The organism is Kribbella sp. NBC_01484, assembly GCF_036227145.1.
Taxonomy (GTDB): Bacteria; Actinomycetota; Actinomycetes; order Propionibacteriales; family Kribbellaceae; genus Kribbella.
The window spans coordinates 7,434,537-7,452,591 of record NZ_CP109437.1; the positions used below are offsets into that span (position 1 = coordinate 7,434,537).

The 18,055-nt window shown below is 68.8% G+C and carries 19 protein-coding genes; 7 read left to right on the forward strand and 12 right to left on the reverse strand.

Annotated elements, in window-relative coordinates; all coding sequences use genetic code 11:
- Positions 1-8 precede the first annotated feature (8 nt).
- The 7 genes from OG555_RS35880 to OG555_RS35910 form a co-directional block, all read right to left on the reverse strand.
- On the reverse strand, positions 9-686 hold the full coding sequence (locus OG555_RS35880) for a YidC/Oxa1 family membrane protein insertase (protein ID WP_329477353.1): 678 nt from the start codon (positions 684-686) through the stop codon (positions 9-11).
- Between the two features lie 45 nt (positions 687-731).
- A complete protein-coding gene (locus OG555_RS35885; protein WP_329477355.1) occupies positions 732-992 on the reverse strand; it encodes a DUF6412 domain-containing protein in 261 nt (86 codons plus the stop codon).
- Positions 992-2,317, reverse strand: coding sequence for an RNA polymerase sigma factor (locus OG555_RS35890; protein WP_329477357.1), 1,326 nt, complete (start codon positions 2,315-2,317; stop codon positions 992-994). The genes OG555_RS35885 and OG555_RS35890 overlap by 1 nt, the downstream gene beginning before the upstream one ends.
- 249 nt (positions 2,318-2,566) lie before the next feature.
- Positions 2,567-3,187 carry an HhH-GPD-type base excision DNA repair protein gene (locus OG555_RS35895; RefSeq protein ID WP_328520927.1) on the reverse strand — a complete coding sequence of 207 codons (621 nt, stop codon included), beginning with the start codon at positions 3,185-3,187 and terminating at the stop codon, positions 2,567-2,569.
- 1 nt (position 3,188) lies between these two features.
- Positions 3,189-3,602 carry a universal stress protein gene (locus OG555_RS35900; protein ID WP_329477359.1) on the reverse strand — a complete coding sequence of 138 codons (414 nt, stop codon included), beginning with the start codon at positions 3,600-3,602 and terminating at the stop codon, positions 3,189-3,191.
- A gap of 422 nt (positions 3,603-4,024) precedes the next feature.
- The gene (locus tag OG555_RS35905) at positions 4,025-5,503 is read right to left on the reverse strand and encodes a glutamate--cysteine ligase (RefSeq protein ID WP_329477361.1); all 1,479 of its coding nucleotides are present in this window, start codon (positions 5,501-5,503) and stop codon (positions 4,025-4,027) included.
- Between the two features lie 87 nt (positions 5,504-5,590).
- Positions 5,591-6,352: an MBL fold metallo-hydrolase gene (locus OG555_RS35910; RefSeq protein ID WP_329477363.1), complete on the reverse strand. Its 762-nt coding sequence runs from the start codon at positions 6,350-6,352 to the stop codon at positions 5,591-5,593.
- A 36-nt stretch (positions 6,353-6,388) separates the two neighbouring features.
- Here OG555_RS35910 and OG555_RS35915 point away from each other — a divergent pair, with 36 nt between their 5' ends.
- Positions 6,389-7,744: a DNA polymerase IV gene (locus OG555_RS35915; RefSeq protein ID WP_329477365.1), complete on the forward strand. Its 1,356-nt coding sequence runs from the start codon at positions 6,389-6,391 to the stop codon at positions 7,742-7,744.
- Complete coding sequence (locus OG555_RS35920) at positions 7,737-8,687, forward strand: tetratricopeptide repeat protein (RefSeq protein ID WP_329477367.1); 951 nt, start codon at positions 7,737-7,739, stop codon at positions 8,685-8,687. The genes OG555_RS35915 and OG555_RS35920 overlap by 8 nt, the downstream gene beginning before the upstream one ends.
- Here OG555_RS35920 and ddaH read toward each other — a convergent pair.
- A complete protein-coding gene (ddaH, locus tag OG555_RS35925; protein ID WP_329477369.1) occupies positions 8,656-9,417 on the reverse strand; it encodes a dimethylargininase in 762 nt (253 codons plus the stop codon). The two genes, OG555_RS35920 and ddaH, sit on opposite strands and share 32 nt — an antisense overlap.
- A 48-nt stretch (positions 9,418-9,465) precedes the next feature.
- On the opposite strand from ddaH, the gene OG555_RS35930 reads away from it, so the two are divergent.
- Positions 9,466-9,978: a hemerythrin domain-containing protein gene (locus OG555_RS35930; protein ID WP_329477371.1), complete on the forward strand. Its 513-nt coding sequence runs from the start codon at positions 9,466-9,468 to the stop codon at positions 9,976-9,978.
- Positions 9,979-10,033: 55 nt separating this feature from the next.
- On the opposite strand, the gene OG555_RS35935 is transcribed toward OG555_RS35930, so the two are convergent.
- The 4 genes from OG555_RS35935 to OG555_RS35950 form a co-directional block, all read right to left on the reverse strand.
- On the reverse strand, positions 10,034-10,765 hold the full coding sequence (locus OG555_RS35935) for an MBL fold metallo-hydrolase (protein WP_329477373.1): 732 nt from the start codon (positions 10,763-10,765) through the stop codon (positions 10,034-10,036).
- Positions 10,762-11,154, reverse strand: coding sequence for a YccF domain-containing protein (locus tag OG555_RS35940; protein ID WP_329477375.1), 393 nt, complete (start codon positions 11,152-11,154; stop codon positions 10,762-10,764). The genes OG555_RS35935 and OG555_RS35940 overlap by 4 nt, the downstream gene beginning before the upstream one ends.
- A gap of 112 nt (positions 11,155-11,266) precedes the next feature.
- On the reverse strand, positions 11,267-12,403 hold the full coding sequence (locus OG555_RS35945; protein WP_329477377.1) for a saccharopine dehydrogenase family protein: 1,137 nt from the start codon (positions 12,401-12,403) through the stop codon (positions 11,267-11,269).
- Positions 12,400-13,293 (reverse strand): SDR family oxidoreductase, encoded by an 894-nt coding sequence (locus OG555_RS35950; protein ID WP_329477378.1) that lies wholly within the window; start codon positions 13,291-13,293, stop codon positions 12,400-12,402. Before OG555_RS35950 ends, OG555_RS35945 begins: the two co-directional genes overlap by 4 nt.
- A gap of 73 nt (positions 13,294-13,366) precedes the next feature.
- Here OG555_RS35950 and OG555_RS35955 point away from each other — a divergent pair, with 73 nt between their 5' ends.
- The 4 genes from OG555_RS35955 to OG555_RS35970 all read left to right on the forward strand — a co-directional run bounded on the left by OG555_RS35955 (position 13,367) and on the right by OG555_RS35970 (position 17,822).
- Positions 13,367-13,957 (forward strand): TetR/AcrR family transcriptional regulator, encoded by a 591-nt coding sequence (locus OG555_RS35955; RefSeq protein WP_329477379.1) that lies wholly within the window; start codon positions 13,367-13,369, stop codon positions 13,955-13,957.
- A gap of 182 nt (positions 13,958-14,139) precedes the next feature.
- Complete coding sequence (locus tag OG555_RS35960) at positions 14,140-14,943, forward strand: exodeoxyribonuclease III (protein ID WP_329477381.1); 804 nt, start codon at positions 14,140-14,142, stop codon at positions 14,941-14,943.
- A 49-nt stretch (positions 14,944-14,992) separates the two neighbouring features.
- Positions 14,993-15,706 carry an alpha/beta hydrolase family protein gene (locus OG555_RS35965; protein ID WP_329477383.1) on the forward strand — a complete coding sequence of 238 codons (714 nt, stop codon included), beginning with the start codon at positions 14,993-14,995 and terminating at the stop codon, positions 15,704-15,706.
- A 31-nt stretch (positions 15,707-15,737) separates the two neighbouring features.
- On the forward strand, positions 15,738-17,822 hold the full coding sequence (locus tag OG555_RS35970; RefSeq protein ID WP_329477385.1) for a S9 family peptidase: 2,085 nt from the start codon (positions 15,738-15,740) through the stop codon (positions 17,820-17,822).
- Positions 17,823-18,055 lie beyond the last annotated feature (233 nt).

An 18,055-nucleotide genomic window follows, 5' to 3' on the forward strand; every position in this document is an offset into this window, starting at 1 on the left:
GGCAACTGTCAGCGTTGCAGAATGGTGCGTTCGGCGACGGTCCAGGCGGTCGTGGTGAGCAGGTACAGGCCGGCGGCCAAGGGCAGGAAGGCCGCGCTGAGCAGGGTGCCGTACGGCAGCAGGCGGGCCACCCGGCGGGACAGTGGCGTGGCCGTCTCGTCGAGTTGCCGCAGGGCGAGGCGCGCCGAGAACCAGGCGACGACCGCCAGCAGGACGGCGAGAACGAGGAACGCCGGGGTCCCGGTGAGGACCGGCCAGTGCAGGCCGAGCGGCGCGCCGAGGAGGCTGCCGCTGATCAACTGGTTCGACTCCCCCGCCACCACCGCACGGGAGAACAGCGTGTACATCAGCCAGAAGAACGGCATCTGCGCGAGCGTGGGCAGGAACCCGGCGAACAGCGACGTACCCGACTCCGCCTGGAGCTTGGCGAGCTCGCGTTGCAGCCGCTCCGGATCGCCACGGTGGCGGTCACTGAGCTTCTTCAACGCAGGCATCAGCTCCGCGCGGGCGCGCAACCCGCGATGGGCCCGCAGGCTGAGCGGAACGAGACACAGGCGTACGGCGAGGGTACAGACGACGATCGCGATCACGGCGGCGTAGCTGCCGGCGAGCGGTTCGATGGCGGTGACGAGGGACGTGAGCACGTGATAGGCACCGGCGACCGGTGCCTCCAGGAACGAAGGCACAGCACAACTCCACGAGTGAGAAGGAACGGGTAGCGAGGTAGAGCGCTACCGTCCCGGTGCTCGTGGACGAGGCCGCCCGGCGTCGTCCGGATCACACAGTCGGAGGAAAACGGTCTGCTCCGCACGATCGCGGACCGAGGTCGCCCGCGCGAGCAGCGGAGCGGCCGGGGGCGCCGAGGTGCGCGCGACGAGAAGAAGCGTGAACAGCATGGCCGCCGCCGTGAGCACGGCGGCGGCCAAGGTTGCCGAATCGTAGGCAGGCATCACCAGCGCGAGTACGCCGGCGATCGCCTGACCCACTGTCATCAGTCCAGGTAGTCCCGGAGGACCTGCGAACGCGACGGGTGGCGCAGCTTCGACATCGTCTTCGACTCGATCTGCCGGATCCGCTCGCGGGTCACGCCGTACACCTTGCCGATCTCGTCCAGCGTCTTCGGCTGGCCGTCGGTCAGGCCGAAGCGCATCGAGACCACGCCGGCCTCGCGCTCGGACAGCGTGTCCAGGACGGCGTGCAGTTGCTCCTGCAGCAGCGTGAACGACACCGCCTCGGCCGGCACGATCGCCTCGGAGTCCTCGATCAGGTCGCCGAACTCGGAGTCGCCGTCCTCACCGAGTGGGGTGTGCAGCGAGATCGGCTCACGGCCGTACTTCTGCACCTCGATGACCTTCTCCGGGGTCATGTCGAGCTCCTTGGCGAGCTCTTCCGGAGTGGGTTCGCGACCGAGGTCCTGCAGCATCTGCCGCTGGACCCGGGCCAGCTTGTTGATGACCTCGACCATGTGCACCGGGATCCGGATGGTCCGGGCCTGGTCGGCCATCGCGCGGGTGATCGCCTGCCGGATCCACCAGGTGGCGTACGTCGAGAACTTGTAGCCCTTGGTGTAGTCGAACTTCTCCACCGCGCGGATCAGACCGAGGTTGCCCTCCTGGATCAGATCCAGGAACAGCATGCCGCGGCCGGTGTAGCGCTTGGCCAACGACACCACCAGGCGCAGGTTGGCCTCGAGCAGGTGGTTCTTCGCCCGGCGCCCGTCCTCGGAGATCCACTCGTACTCGTCGCGGACCTTCTCCTTCAGCTTGTTCGCCTCGTCGCCGATCTGCTCCTCGGCGAACAGGCCGGCCTCGATCCGCTTGGCGAGCTCGACCTCCTGCTCGGCGTTCAGCAGCGGGACCTTGCCGATCTGCTTCAGGTAGTCCTTGACCGGGTCCGCGGTGGCACCGGCGACCATCACCTGCTGCTCGGGCTCGTCGGTCTCGTCGGCCTCGGAGACGACGAAGCCCTCGTCCTCGGTGAGCTCCTTCTCCAGCGGCTTGACCGCGTCGGGGCTGAAGTCCGCCTCGTCCACCTCGTCCAGCGAGCGGGGCTTGCCGGTCTTCGGGTCGATCGCCAGACCCGCCTCGGAAACTGCGGCCTTCTTCGCCGGCGCCTTCTTGGCGGCGGCCTTCTTCGCGGCGGGGATACCGTCCTCCTTGATGCTGGCGGCAGACTTGGCCGCGGCCTTCTTCACGGCCGCCTTCTTGGCAGCGGGCTCGGTCACTCGGGCGCTGGTCCTCGGAGCCGTGCTGCGGGCGGTGGCGGCCACGGCCCGGGCTGACTCGGCGGGAAGATTCTCGGACGAGCTGGACGACACGAATTACCTCTCGTCTGACGCAGGGTTTGTACGGCGGTACGACGTTGTGATGCTGCTGGTGGTGACACGTTCTGGGTATGACTGTGTGTGCGCTGCTCGCTGGTCAGGCGGCGGCAACACTACATTGTAATCCGCGAACCAAGCCCAGGCGCCGCGCGACCCCCCGAAGGACATGCGCAGGCCTCCACCGTACGGGCGTTCCCGCCCGGATGGAGGCCTGATCGCGTCAACGTTCGATATCGTCTGCCGTCACCCGTTGCGGGTCTGCCGCAGCGGCCGGGCCACGACCCGCTGCCGGACCACCTGTTGTTCCTGCTTGAACTGCCGCACCCGAACCAGCGACGCGACGTCGATCACGTCCGCGACGGACTTGTACGCGCCGTCCTCGCCGTACGGCTCGGACGCCTCGCGCCACCCGCGCGGGCGGACCTTGAGTTGCTTGCCGAGCAGCGCGACGAAGATCTTCGCCTTCTGCGCGCCGAACCCCGGCAGGGCCGACAGCCTGGCCAGCAGGTCGTCCCCGGACTTGACATCGGACCAGAGCCCCGAAGCGTTACCGCCGTACTCCTCGTCGAGGTGTTTGGCCAGGGTCTGGATCCGGGCGGCCATCGCGGTCGGGAACCGGTGCACGGCCGGCGGACCGGCTACCACCTCGACGAACGCGTCCGGGTCGTAGTGCGCGACCGTGGCCGGGTCGAACGGTCCGTCCATCCGCTGCGCGATCGCGACCGGGCCCGCGAACGCGCGCTCCATCGGGATCTGCTGGTCCAGCAACATCCCCACCAGCAGGGCGAACGGATCTCTGCTCAGCATCTCGTCGGCGTCGGGCTGCTGTGCGAGGCACAGCTTCTTGCTGCGTGTCGAAGTCACCTCAGTCCTCCCCTTCCTCGGCCTTCACGGCCAGCACCGGACACGGAGCATCGAGCAGCACCCGCTGGGCGTTACTGCCGAGGATGAGTTTGCCGACGGGAGATCGGCGGCGCAGGCCGATCACGATGAACTCCGCGTGCACCTGCTCGGCGACGGCCACCAGGTCCTCCGCCGGATCGAGTCCACGCACCAACTGCCGCACCTCGTAGGGCACGCCGGTCGCGTCGAGCTGTTCCCGTACCTCCGTCAGCGCGGCATCACTCGCCGCGGCCTCATCGCTGTCGAAGCTGCGTCCACCCCGGTGCGAGTTCACCACCACCAGTTTGGCGTCCCGAAGCGTTGCTTCTTCCGCCGCCCGCCGAAGGGCCGCACGGCCCTCCGCCTTCGGCACGTAACCCACGACGATGGTCGTCATCGCCCTGCCTCACCTCCGGGTGTCGTGTCGACCCGTTCCGAACGATACTGCTCCCGACCGTGGTCGGCATCCGCTGCATTTACACCAGCTGTGTCGCGGCCGTGACGGATGGCTGATCGTTACGCGGGTAGTACTCCACCACCGGCTGGACCACCGTGGTGGCAGCCACGCCGGTGCCCGAGTACTACCCGCGACGAAACTCTCTAACCTTCCGGTGGCCACACCTTTGCAGGGCTGTCACCCAACGCGCCACCCCTGTAGTCCGGGTCGTTATCGAACTCGTCCACCCAGTTGCCTTGGGCAAGGTCGCCGGAGCTCGGCACGGTTCCGCCGGAGGGACCCCGGTTCCGCGGCTGCACCCGCGCCGGGCGGAGCGAGGCGCGCGTTCCCTTGTCCAACGTTGTCGTAAATAACTAACCGGTTCAGTCCACCGGCCACTCATGAACTGGCGTGTTCTCGTGCATGTGATCGCGGTAGCGGCGCAGCATTCCGCGCAACGCATCCCGCCGCCCGTGCGATCCCTGTGTATACAGTCGATGGAATTCGTCGGCCTGCCACGACGCACCGTTGCGGTGGGTCAGGCAGCGCTGCTCGATGATTCCGAGCAGCCGATCCCGTACGGCGGTGTCGACGCCCCAGGCCTCGAGTCCCCGGGATGCCAACGGCAGCAGGCGTCTGAGCACCAGCTCGGTCGCACGCACCGTACCGATACCCGGCCAAAACACCTCCGCGTCGATCCCGTTCCTGGCCGCTTCGTGGAAGTTCTCCTCGGCCGCGCTGAACGACATCTGCGACCAGATCGGCCGTTCGCTGTCGGCAAGGGCCCGCACCAGGCCGAAGTAGAAGGCGCCGTTCGCGATCGTGTCGACGACCGTCGGCCCGGCCGGCAGCACCCGATTCTCCACCCGCAGATGCGGCTTTTCCCGGACAACGTCGTACACGGGCCGGTTCCAGCGATAGATCGTCCCGTTGTGCAGCCGCAACTCCGAAAGGGCCGGTGTGTCGCCGCGATCGAGGACGGCGATCGGATCCTCGTCCGACGTCACCGGGAGCAGCGCCGGGTAGTAGCGGGAGTTCTCCTCGAACAGGTCGAAGATCGAGGTGATCCAGCGTTCACCGAACCACACCCGCGGCCGCACGCCCTGGGTCTTCAGTTCGTGCGTCCGGGTGTCGGCGGCCTGCTCGAACAACGCGATGCGCGTTTCCCGCAATAGCTCCTTACCGAACAGGAACGGCGAGTTCGCGCCGACGGCGAGCTGGACGCCGGAGATCGCCTGCGCGGCGTTCCAGTACCGCGGGAACGCCTCGGGTGTCACCTGCAGATGGAACTGCGTCGACGTACAGGCTGCCTCGGGCACGATGCTGTCGGCGGTCACCTGCAGCCGCTCGATCCCGTCGATGGAGATCTGCACGTCCTCGCCCCGCGCGGCGAAGATCTGGTCGTTGAGCAAGGCATACCGCGGGTTCGTGCTCAGTGCCTCGCGATGGATGTGCTCGGTCAGCAGTGTCGGCAGGATACCGACGACAACCATCGACGACCCGGTCCGGGCCGCCTTCTCCTCGGCCGCGTTCAGGCTCTCGCGGATGCTGGACTCCATCGTGTCCAGGCCGATGCCGTCGATCTGCCCGGGTGGCACGTTGATCTCGATGTTGAACTGGCCGAGCTCGGTCTGGAACGCGTCGTCCTCGATCGCGCTCAGCACCTCGCCGTTCTTGAACGCCGGGTCGCACTGCTCGTCGACCAGGTTCAGCTCGATCTCGATCCCGGTCATCGGCCGCTCGGGGGCGAACCGGTTCTCGCGCAGCATCCGCGCGAAGGCGTCCAGATTGCGATGCACTTGATTGCGGAACGCGGTCCGGTCCGCCCGGGTGAACTCGACCCGGTCGACTTCCTCACCCATTTCGGCCTCCCCTGGTGGCTCCCGCTACAGCATGGCCTCAGTCTGCCCGAAGGTGCCCATCCATGGGTGGCGCAATCGCGTGGTGGATCAGACCGGGTAGACGATGAAGTGGTCGCGGACGACCCGGACCGGCTCCGGTCCCGCCTCCTCGAGCACGTCGGCGAGCTCGGTCAGCACGGCGGGATCGAGCGGCAACTCGTGTTCGCCGGGGTGCCGGTCGGCCCCCATCTCGTAGTCCTCGCCGGGCCGGTCGGTCAGCTCGATGTGCGCGCCGGCGATCCACTCGACGGGATTGCCCGCGGCAACGAAGTCGGCCAGCCGCCGCACACTCGCCCGGAACGCCGGCCAGTCGAAGACGTACAGTCGACCGGGGTACAGGGAGTCGCCACTGATCAGCAGCCGCGTCGCCCGGTCGTAGACCGCGACGTGCGAGGCGTGGTGCCCCGGGATCGGGATGATGTCGAGGACCCGGTCGCCGAGATCGAGCTGGACCACGTCGTTCGGCCAGTCCGTGATCCCGAAGTACGCCGCCACCTCCTCCGGTGAGCGGCCGACGACGCTGTCGAACTCGGCGTCCCCACCGACGTGGTCGCCGTGCGCGTGGGTGTGCGCGACGATCAGCTCCTGTCCGCTCAGCAGGCTCTCGACCAGTGGGCGGAGCTGCACGTGACCCGTGCCCGTGTCGAGCAGCAGGGCGCGCTCGGTGCCGAGCAGGAGGTACAGGAACGGTCCTTCGAAGTTGGTCCGGAGCGCCTGCCGGATGATCACCGTGCGCTCGTCGTACCAATGGACCTGATGGTCGGGACTGGCCGGATCGGTGCCGTCGTCCCAGTGGTCGGGGAAGCTCATGACGCAATTGTCGGTCATAGCAGGGACACTTGGGTCGTGCGTGGGGATCCGTCGGTGCTGCATGTCGATCTGGACGCGTTCTTCGCGGCCGTGGAGCAGCGGGACAAGCCGTCGCTGCGGGGCAAGCCCGTCGTGGTCGGCGGTGTCGGCGTCCGCGGTGTCGTGTCGACCGCGTCGTACGAGGCCCGCAAGTACGGCGTCCGGTCCGCGATGTCGACCGCGGAGGCGCGGTCCCGCTGTCCGCACGCGGCGTACCTGGGGCCGCGGTTCGAGGTGTACCGGCAGTCCAGCCGAGCGGTGATGGCGGAGATGCGGGCGCTGTCGCCGCTGGTCGAGCCGCTGTCGCTGGACGAGGCGTTCATCGACCTGGCGGCGTCCGGCCTGACCGGGCTCACGGTCGACGACGTGCAGGCGATCTCGAACGATCTCAAGGCGGCGATCCGGAAGGTCAGCGGCGGACTCACCGCGTCGGTCGGCGCGGGCACGTCGAAGCTGATCGCGAAGATCGCCAGCGATCTCGACAAGCCGGACGGTGTGGTCGTCGTGCCGGCCGGGACAGAGGCCGAGTTCCTCGCGCCGATGCAGGTCACCGTGATTCCCGGTGTCGGTCCGGCGACCGCCCAGCGGCTGAGCATGGCCGGCGTCCGCACGGTCGCCGACCTGCAGCAGCTCGACGAGGACGAGCTGATCCGTCAGGTCGGATCCGCGCACGGCTCGAGCCTGTACCGGCTCGCGATCGCGGCCGACGATCGCCCGGTGGTGAGCGACCGGGAGACCAAGTCGGTCAGTGTCGAGGACACCTTCGAGACCGACATCATCGACCGCTCGCTGCTGGCCGCGATCGGCGACCGGATGGCCCACCGCGTCTCCGAGCGACTGCAGAAGGCGCAGCTCTCCGGCCGGACGGTCACGGTGAAGACCCGCATGCACGACTTCACCACCCACACCCGCTCGTCCACGCTGGCCGGCCCGACCGACGATGCCCGCGTGATCGCCCGGGTCGCCCGCCGGTTGCTCGACGACAGCGAGATCGGCGGCGGCATCCGGCTGCTCGGGGTGGGTGTGTCGTCGCTGGCCGACTGGATCCAGGACGACCTCTTCACCGAGAGCGAGTACGCCGAGGCCCCGGTCGAGGTGGTCGAGCTGCCGGAGCGCCCGCGCGACCAGATCGGGTTCTTCCCGGGCCAGGACGTCGCCCATCCCGACTACGGCCACGGCTGGGTGTGGGGCTCCGGACGCGGCCGCGTCACGGTCCGCTTCGAGACCGCGGACACCCCGCCGGGACCGGTGCGGACGTTCGCCACCGACGACCCGGCCCTGTCAAAGGTCACCATCGGGTTGCAAGAGGAAGACGACGAGCCCGAAAGCGACCAGAATAGGTCGAGTGAATGAGGAACGGCGGGGGGTTTACCCGTTCTGTGGCGCGTGCGCGTCGTCGTCGATCGCGTGGCGCGCGGCCGTGACGGCCGGCCCGATGGGGAGCCGGTTCTACGGCCACCGGGACGTCTGCGAGAGCTGCGGATCCTCGGTACGCACGCTTTACAGCACGATCCTGTGGGTCCCGGTGTCGAAGGTCGCCCGGTACCGGATCATCCCGACCGGCGGCCGCAGCTACATCGGCCGGAAGGTGATCGACCGGCCGATCCAGACCGTCGTACGGCGTGAGCCGGTGTCGGCGCTCACCGATCACCCGGAGCTCGACGGCGATCCGGCGTACAAGCAGGCCGAGGTGTACTGGCACGAGCGCGAGGCCGGGCAGGCGTTGCCCTTCTATCAATCCGCGTTGGTCGAGCGGGAGAAGGTGCTCGCCGCGGACGACCCGGCGACACTTCGGGTCCGGCTGCGGGTGGCGCAGGGCCTGCTGGCGACCGGGAACTACGGACGGGCGATCGCGTGGTTCGAGCTCGTGACACCGCAACTGGTGGACGTGTTCGGGCCGAATCACGATCTGACCCGGACGGCGACCGAGGCCGTCACCGGAGCCCGCCTGATGGTTGGCGGACCGCACTCCGAGGCGCAACTCCTGCAGGACATCGTCGCCGTCGACACGCTGGACCTGGATCAGCACGACCCTCAACTGCTCCGCGACCGCGCGGCCCTGGGGCGCGCGCTCCTCTCCGGTGGGGAGATCGCGGCGTCGATCGAGATGCTCGCGCACGCGGTCGGTGGCGCCGCGGCCGCACTCGGCCCGACCCACGCGGACACCGCGGTTTATCGCACCGCACTGGTGGAGGCGTGCGACGTCGCCAAGGCGCGTGGCAAGAAGCGGGACCTGCAGGCGGCTGAGGCGGCCCTGCCGTTGCTCAACGCCGAAGGCGCACCGACAAGCACGTGACACAGCCCTCGAGCTTCTCGAACTCGCTGATGTCCACGACGACCGGCGTGTAGCCGAGCTCCGCGAACAGCGCCGCGGTCTTCGGCGCGGAGGCCGCCATCAACAGCCGGTCCTCCCCCAGCAGGACGATGTGCGCCCCCGCTTCCTCAGGGACCGGACAGAAGCTGTCGAACGCCGCCTGGTCGTCGACGAGTGGCTCGTAGCCGATCACGGTCCCGTCGGGCAGTGCGGTCACCGCCGACTTCAGGTGCAGCACCTTCCGCACCGGCACCGCGCGTACGTCGGCCCCGAGCGGTTCCAGCGCCTCCCGCAACTGCCGGATGCCTTCGTCATTGGTCCGCCCGCCGAGCCCGGCGTACACGGTCGAGCCGATCTTCAGGATGTCGCCGCCGTCGAGCGTCCCTGGCCCGGTGATGCGCGTGATGCGGTACCCCTGGCCCGCGACCGTCTCCTCCGCGGCGGCAGCCTCTGGCCGGCGCTGGTCGGCTCCGGACCGTGCGATCACCGCGAGGGCGCCGTACACGACCATGGTGTCCTCGATGAACACACCGTCGGGGCATTCGTCGATCGCCGGCACCTCGACCGTCGTCCACCCGGTCGCCTCGAGCGCGCCGACGTACCCCTGCCATTGCCGTACGGCGAGCTCGGCGTCGACCGGGGTCCGTTCGATGTGTGTGACGAGTCCGTCGGCGAGACGCGGGCTGGGGCGTCGGACCAGGGCAGTCGGCATGACTGCAGACTAACCGGGTACCGGAGGGCTCGACGAAGGGAGGAACGGATGCCGAAGATCCTGCCCGCGACCGGCGGCGACGTGGTCGAGATCATCCTCGCGGACCACCGGTGGTTCGAGGAGGCGCTGCGCGAACTGCGTGACGTCCAGAGCGACCGGGAGGCTGTCCTCGCCGATCTGGCGACCGTGCTGATCGCCCATGCGGAGGCCGAGGAGACGAAGGTCTATCCGGCGCTGCGGACGAAGGATGCGATCGACGCGGAGGAGGTCGAACACTCCGAGCACGAGCACGACGAGGGCAACGAGGCGCTGCTCGACCTGATGGAGATCGAGGATACGGACAGCGAGGAGTTCAGCAAGCAGCTCCACGAGTTGTCCGAGGCGCTGACCCACCACCTCGACGAGGAGGAACGCGACGTTCTCAACCCGGCGCGGACGGATGTCTCCGAGCAGGTACGGCGGAATCTGGGCGACGCGTTCGCCGAGGAGCGGGCGCGACTGATCGACTCCGGCTGCGGCGACATCGCCAACGTTCGCAAGATCGTGGCCCGCGCGAAGTGAGCGGCAGCCCGGCCACAGAGGGTTCCGGTGTGGCCGGGCTGCTCGGTGGCCGCTCTCACAACGTGATGGTCAGGCCCTCGTCCGCCGCGATGACCACGCCGTCGAACTCCTGCTCCGCCTCGGCCACCGACACCGTCCGGTCCGAGCCCGGCCAGAAATGCGTCAACAGCAGCCGCCGCGCGCCACGCGCACCACGACCGGCCTCACCAGCTGTCATCAGGTAGCGCGGCGTCGTCTCGGGTGACGGACCTTGCAGGGTCGCGTCGGAGATGAACAGGTCCGTTCCTTCGGCCAGCTTCCGGAGGTCAGGGGACGGACCGCTGTCGCCGCTGTAGGCGACCGACACACCCGGCGCGGACAACCGCACACCGAAGTTGGTCTTGTAGTGCGGCAACTCGACGGTCTCGACAGTGAACGGCCCGAGTTGCTCGGTGGTCGCGAGGTCGTGGAACTCGAAGACGGTGGCCGGATCCGGGATCGGCTCGAGGGCTCGCAGTACGTCGAGGACGCCCGGGGTGCAGTGCAGCGGGATCGGCGGTGCGTCCGGTGCCTCGTAGTACCTGACCCGGGCCAGCGCACTTACGTCGACGCAGTGGTCCGGGTGCTGGTGCGTGACCACGACCGCGTCGACCTCGCCCTTCGGACGGTGCTCGAGCAGTCGCGGGAGGGCGGCGTACCCGAGGTCGAGGACCACGCGAAAGCCGTCGTATTCGAGCAGGAAGCCGGCGCACGCACGGCCGGCCTCGGGCCAGGCGCCGCACGAGCCGAGGACGGTGAGCGACCTCACCGGGCGGCGAAGGGCTGGTCGGTCGGCACGATCTCCTTGCCGAGCGGGACCAGCGAGATCGGGATCAGCTTGAAGTTCGCCACACCGAGCGGGATGCCGATGATCGTCAGGCACAGCGCGATCCCGGTAGTGAGGTGGCCGAGCGCCAGCCACCAGCCGGCGAAGACGATCCAGATCACGTTGCCGAGCAGCGCGCCCGCGCCGGCACCCGGCTTGTCGACCATCGTCCGGCCGAACGGCCACAGCGTGTACCCGGCGATCCGGAACGCGGCGATGCCGAACGGGATCGTCACGATCAGCACACAGCAGATGATGCCGGCGATCGCGTAACCGACCGCCAGCCAGAACCCGGCCAGCACCAGCCAGATCAGATTGAGAAGCGTCCTCATGTCCCCCAGCCTGCCACCTGGCGGGGGTGTTCCCGTACCAACCGGGCACAAGTCCGGGATCGTTCCGGGGCACCCCTGACCATCTTCGCGATCTCGTGGACGGCGATCCCGCTCAGTAATCGTCCGTGCTGAGGGTGGCAAAGGTCATCCCCGCTGCGACGAGACGGTTGCGCAGGGCCGGGCCCATGGCCGCCGCTGTCGTGGTCTGGCCGGCCGTCGGCGGCAGGTCGTCCAAGGCCAGGCAGAGGGCGCTCTCACCGAGCATCTTCGCGGTCTCGTCGTACCCGGGATCGCCGCCGGCGACCTCGGTGATCACCTGCTTGCCGCCACCGCGGCCGACAAAACGGACGTTGAACCAGGACTTCGCGCGGCGCTCTGGGCTCGGGCCATCGCCGGGCTTCAGCCGGTTCAGCAACGCGTTTCGCAGCGGCGGCACCTGGGCGGCCGCCACCAGGAAGCCGACGGTACCGATGCCGCTGGCAACCATCGGGAGCCGCCTCATCGCCGCGTAGTGCGAGTAGCGGAAGTCGGGGCCGTAACTGTCCAGCAGCCGCGCCGAGTAGCCGACGATCTGCGGATCGATCGTCGGCAGCGGGACGGCCCAGAAGCCTTGCTGACGGTGGATCCGGCCGGTGACCGCGCCGGCCTTGCGACCGTCCGGGCGAGGTTCGGCCCGGCGACGGGCGCGGTGGGCGTCGACGTTCTGCTTCGGCCGGGAGAACGCGGTGATCGCGGTGTGGAAGGTGCCGCCGGACGGTCGGCCGCCGGCCCGGAGCAGTCCGTCGACCTTGAGCGGGACACGCTCGGGCAGTTGCTCGACGGTGTACTGGACGCCCAGGTCGTACGGGATCGAGTCGAAGCCGCACGCGTGGACGATCCGCGCGCCGGTCTGGACGGCGCGCTCGTGGTAGCGGACGTACATGCGGTCGACGAACTCGGGCTCACCGGTCAGGTCGAGATAGTCCGTCCCGGCCTCCGCACAGGCCGCCACCACTGGTTCGCCGTAATAGATGTAAGGACCGACTGTGGTGGCCACGACCTTGGTCGACTCCGCCAGGGCCCGGAGGGACTTCGGGTCGGTGACGTCCGCGTACAGGACATCCTTGCCGAACACCTCCAGCTTCTTCTGGTTGCGTCCGGCAACGGCCCAGTTGAGGTCGACCGGTGCGTTCCTCGCCAGGTACTCCGCGGTGAGGGCTCCGGTGAAGCCGCTCGCCCCGAGCAGCACGACGTCGTACGCGCGGCTCACTTGTTCGCGGCCTTCTCCGCGTCGGCCCTGCCGCCGGCGCCCGTGGCGCGAGACGACTCGGCGGCCCCGCGGGCCCGGATGTCGGCGAGTGCAGCCCGGTCGGCCTTCGGCACGCTGAATCGCGAGCCCAGTTCGATCACGTGCGGAAGCAGCCAGCGGAACACCTTCATGGCCCCGATCCAACCAGGCACGTGCACGGTCCGCGAGCGTTTCCGGATGCCGTCGACGAACTTGTCCACGGCGAAGTCCAGCGGATACACCTTGCTCGCCAGCGGGATGCCGGTCCGCACCTTGCCGAACACCGGGTGGTCGTCCACTCCCCGCACCATGTCGGTGTCGACGAACGTCATGTGCGCGACGCCGACCCGGACCCCGAGATGCTTCAGCTCGGGCCGCAGGGTGTCCCCCATCGCCTCCACGCCGGCCTTCGCCACGTTGTACGCCGCGAGCCCGGGCATGTGCACGATCGCCGCCAGGGACGAGACCAGCAGGAGGTAGCCCTTACTCTCCAGCAGATACGGCAGGGTCAGGTGGACGGTGCGCCAGACGCCGTACAGGTCGACGTCGAGGACGCGTTCCCACATCTTCGGGTCCATGCTCCGGCTGAACCCCGGCGCGGCGATCCCGGCGTTCGCCATCACCACGTCGATCCGTCCGTAGCGCTCGGCCACGGCCTCCACCGCGGCCCGCAGGGACTCGGTGTCGGTGACATCGGCCTCCCACCAGCCGGCGTCCGGGCCGCAGTCCTCCGCGACTTTCTTCAGCTCGTCCGGCTCCAGGCCGACCAGGGCAAGCGTGGCGCCCTCGCGGGCCAGCTTCCGCGCGACCGCGGCCCCGATCCCCCGGGAGGCGCCGGTGACGAGGACGACTTGACCGGTCAACGGGCGCATCTGAACCTCCAGCTTGTTGAGTGGATACTCAACAATAAGTGCTTGTTGACCACTTACTCAATAAACTGCCGGTATGACCCAGACCTCGTCTGCCCGGCTGCGGCCCGACGAACGGCGGGCGCAGATCCTGGCGGCCGCCCGCCGCGTGCTGCTCGCGGATCCGCACCGGGAGCTGACCGTCGAGCTCGTCGCCGCCGAGGCCAAGGTCTCCCCCGCCCTGCTGTTCCACTACTTCGGGTCAAAGAAGAAGTTCCAGTACGCCGTGATCGAAGAGGCGGCCGCGGAGGTCATGCTCCGCACCGCTCCGGATCCGTCCCTTCCCCCGGACGAGCGGCTGCGCTCCGGCATTCGTGCGTTCGTCCGCGCCGTCCTCGAGGCACCCCAGCTCTACCGCGCGACCCTCCTGATGTCAGCCGCCGGCGATCCCGACGTACGGGCGTTGCATTCCGAGATCCGGCAGGTCTTCGGCCGATGGGTGATCAGCGCCGTCGCCGAGCGTGGCATCGAGATCACCCCGACCGTCGAGCTCGCCTGTCACGGCTGGCAGGGGTACGTCGAGCAGATCCTGCTCACCTGGATCGACCACCCGACGATCTCCGCCGAGGCCCTCGAGCACCTCTGCGAGCACTCCCTCGACGCGCTCCTCACCACGACCACCGACTGAGCGGACTCCGTGATGGGGCTGACCGGGGTGGTGCAGATCGACAGGACGTATGCCTCCACTGAGGAGGCGGCGGCTGGTCGGTCAGGCGTGAAACAGGCCGGCCGGGCCGGGGGCCCGGCATATACGTCCTGTCGAGCTGCACCACACCGGTCAGATCTCAGGCCGGGCGTTAGGGTTTTGCCGTGCTGACGGTTGCCACGGTGAATGTGAATGGGGTCAGGGCCGCGTTCCGGCGCGGGATGGGGGCGTGGCTGGAGCAGACGGACCCCGACCTGTTGCTGATGCAGGAAGTCCGGGCGACGGACGACGTACTGCGGGAACTGCTCGGCGGGGACTGGAACATCGCGCATGCCGAGCCGTCGATCGACGGGCACAAGGGCCGCGCGGGGGTCGCGGTGGCGAGCCGGCGGCCGATCAAGGACGAGCGAGGCGAGATCGGGCCGTCGCGGTTCGCCGGGTGCGGGCGGTGGGTCGAGGCCGACGTGGTCCTCGATGACGGTACGACGCTGACCGCCGTGAGCACGTACGTGTTCACGGGCGAGTTCGAGACGCCGCCGCGGCAGGAGGAGAAGTACGCGTTCCTGGAGGCGATCACCGCCCGGTTGACCGAGCTGCGCGCCGACGGGCGGCACGTGCTGATGTGCGGCGACCTGAACATCGCCCACCGCGAGGTCGACCTGAAGGCCTGGAAGGCGAACCGGAAGAAGAGCGGCTTCCTGCCCGAGGAGCGGGCCTGGATGGATCGTTTGTTCGACGCCGGCTGGGTCGACCTCGGCCGCCGCTTCGGTGGCGAGGGCCCAGGCCCGTACTCCTGGTGGTCCTGGCGCGGCAAGGCCTTCGACAACGACGCCGGCTGGCGCATCGACTACCAGATCGCCTCCCCCGCCCTCGCCACCGCAGCCACGACTTGCGTCGTCCACCGCGCCTCGACCTACGCCGCCCGCTGGAGCGACCACGCCCCAGTCGTCGCGACGTACGACGTGTAGGTCTGACGCTCCACCGGCTCTGACACTGGGCGCGAATACCGTGGGCGGCATGCCTGACTCCCAGCCTGCGTTCGTGCTGCCCACACCGGACGTGCAGCGCACGCGGCACGAGGGATTCGAGCTGTACCTCCCTGTGGCATCCGAGCAGGCTCCGGCGGTGATCCTGGTCCACGGTGTGCCCTACACCGCCGAGGGCCGGCCAGTGCCGAGTGCGTGGCCGATCTACCAGGGATACGGGAGTCAGCTGGCCGACCTTGGCTGCGTGGCGACGGTCGTCGACCACAGTCCCGATGGACTGCCGGACGACGACCGGTCCACCGCTGCCCTGAGCGCCGCGATCTCGGCCGTCCGAACCCATCCGCGGGTGAACGGCAACCGGGTCGGGCTGTGGTTCTTCTCCGGCAGTGCGCCACTGGCTGCGACGTACCTGCAGCACCCGCCCGAGTGGCTGCGGTGCGTGGCGCTGACCTATCCGGTGCTAGGTGACTCAGACCTCGTCACGATCCGCGGCCTGCATCCGATCGAGGCGGTCGCCGGTGCCGGTGGGTTGCCGATCGTGATGACCGTGGTGGGCCGGGAGCTTGCCGATGTCGCTCCCACGCAACCGCCGTTCATCGAGGCGGCGCGGGAGGCAGGAGCCGAGCTCGAGGTGGTCGAGGTTCCCGAAGGTCGCCATGGCTTCGACGTCCTGGACCACACCGACGAATCACGCCGGGCGGTGACCACCGCTCTGTCCAGTGTGACGGCACGATTGCGCGCTTAGCCGCGGCGCGGGCGACAGGTAGTCTCGCGGCATGTCCGAGTTGAATTCTTCCCCGAAGGCCCCGGTTGCCGCCCGGAAGCCGGTCGAGCGACGCCATCATGGTGACGTGTTCGTCGACGAGTACGAGTGGTTGCGGGACAAGACCGACGACGAGGTGCTGGGGCACCTGCGCGCCGAGAACTCCTACACCGAGGCCCGCACGGCGCATCTCGAATCGTTGCGTGGGGCAATCTACAAGGAGATCTCGGACCGCACCCTGCAGACCGACCTGAGCGTGCCGAACCGGCGTGGCGACTACTGGTACTACTCGCGCACGATCGAGGGCAAGCAGTACGCCCTGCACTGCCGGGTCAAGGTGGACGGCGACCAGCCGCCGGCCACCGACGGCGACATCGCCGGCGAAGAGGTGATGCTCGACGGCAACGAGGTGGCCGGCGACTCGGAGTTCTTCTCGCTCGGCACCGTCGACATCTCCCCCGACGGTCGCCTGCTCGCGTACTCCGTCGACCTCAAGGGCGACGAGCGCTTCACCGTGCGGATCAAGGACCTGAGCACCGGCGAGCTGCTGCCGGACGAACTGCCCGAGGTGCACTACGGCTCGGCCTGGTCCGCCGACGGTTCGACGATCTTCTACACCAAGGTCGACGACGCCTGGCGGCCGTACCAGGTCTGGCGGCACGCCCTCGGCAGCACCGACGAGGTCCTGGTGATGGAGGAGCCGGACGAGCGGTTCTGGGTCGGCGTCGACCTGAGCCGCAACGAGCAGGCGATCCAGATCGCCCTCGGCAGCAAGCTCACCAGCGAGGTCTGGCTGCTCGACGCCGGCGACCCCGCCGGTCAGCCGGTCGTGGTCGCCCCGCGCCGGGAGGGCGTCGAGTACGACGTCGAGCACGCCGGCGACCAGCTCCTGATCACGCACAACGCGGACGCCGCCAACTTCTCGCTGGCCACGGCTCCACTCGACTCCCCGGGCGACTGGACGACGCTGATCCAGGGCGACAAGTCCAGCCGCCTGCTCGCCACGGACGCCTTCGCCGACCACGTCGTTCTGTACCGCCGTCGCGACGCGCTGACCGAGCTGGCGATCATGCGCCGTACGTCCGAGGGCTTCGGCACTCCGGAGGTGCTCGAGTTCGACGAGCCGATCCACACCGTCTCCCCCGGACGCAACGACGAGTGGCACGAGACCCGGTACCGGTTCGGCTACACGTCGCTGGTCACGCCGGGTTCGACGTACGACGTGGATGTCGCGACCGGGGAGCGTCGGCTGCTGAAGCAGCAGCCTGTGCTCGGTGGCGTGGACCTCGGCGAGTACCTGCAGTACCGGGAGTGGGCGACCGCGCCGGACGGGACGAAGGTGCCGATCTCGATCGTCGCGCGCAAGGACGTCGTGAAGGACGGCAACGCGCCCGTCGTGCTCTACGGCTACGGGTCGTACGAGAGCTCCATGGATCCGTGGTTCTCGATCCCGCGGCTGTCGCTGCTGGACCGCGGCGTGGTGTTCGCGATCGCGCATGTCCGCGGCGGGGGTGAGCTGGGCCGGCATTGGTACGACGACGGGAAGATGCTGACCAAGCGCAACACCTTCACCGACTTCATCGCCGCCGCGGAGCACCTGGTCGCGGCCGGCTGGACCCGGCCGGAGCGGATCGTCGCGCAGGGTGGCAGCGCCGGCGGTCTGCTGATGGGCGCAGTGGCGAATCTGGCGCCGAAGGCGTTCGGTGGGATCGTCGCGGAGGTGCCGTTCGTGGACGCGCTGACCACGATCCTCGACCCGTCGCTGCCGTTGACCGTGATCGAGTGGGAGGAATGGGGTAATCCGCTCGAGGACAAGGCCGTCTACGAGTACATGAAGTCCTACTCGCCGTACGAAAACGTCAGCGCGCAGGGGTATCCGCGCATCCTGGCGATCACCAGCCTGAACGACACCCGGGTGTTCTTCGTCGAGCCCGCGAAGTGGGTGGCGAAACTCCGGGCGACCGCGACCGGCGAGGTCGACGTCCTGCTGAAAACCGAGATGGAAGCCGGGCATGGCGGCCGCAGCGGCCGGTACGACGCCTGGCACGAGGTGGCCTTCACGCTCGCCTGGGAGCTCGACACGCTCGGCCTGGCCTGACCCGAGCGGAATTTCTCCGGCCCCCCGTGTGTTGTGCAACACATCGGGGGGCACTGGAGCGTCTGATTCTGACGAGATTCTCAGGTTCGGTGGCCGGTGTGCCACTGGACAGGCGGTACCGAATTCCCTTGGTTGTCACGGGAATTCGGGATGCCCGGCGCAAACCCGTCCGGGCAGCGGTTCCGGGAGGTTCCTGGACACCGGTTTCCGGCGCGGATCGCTGCCGGGAACTC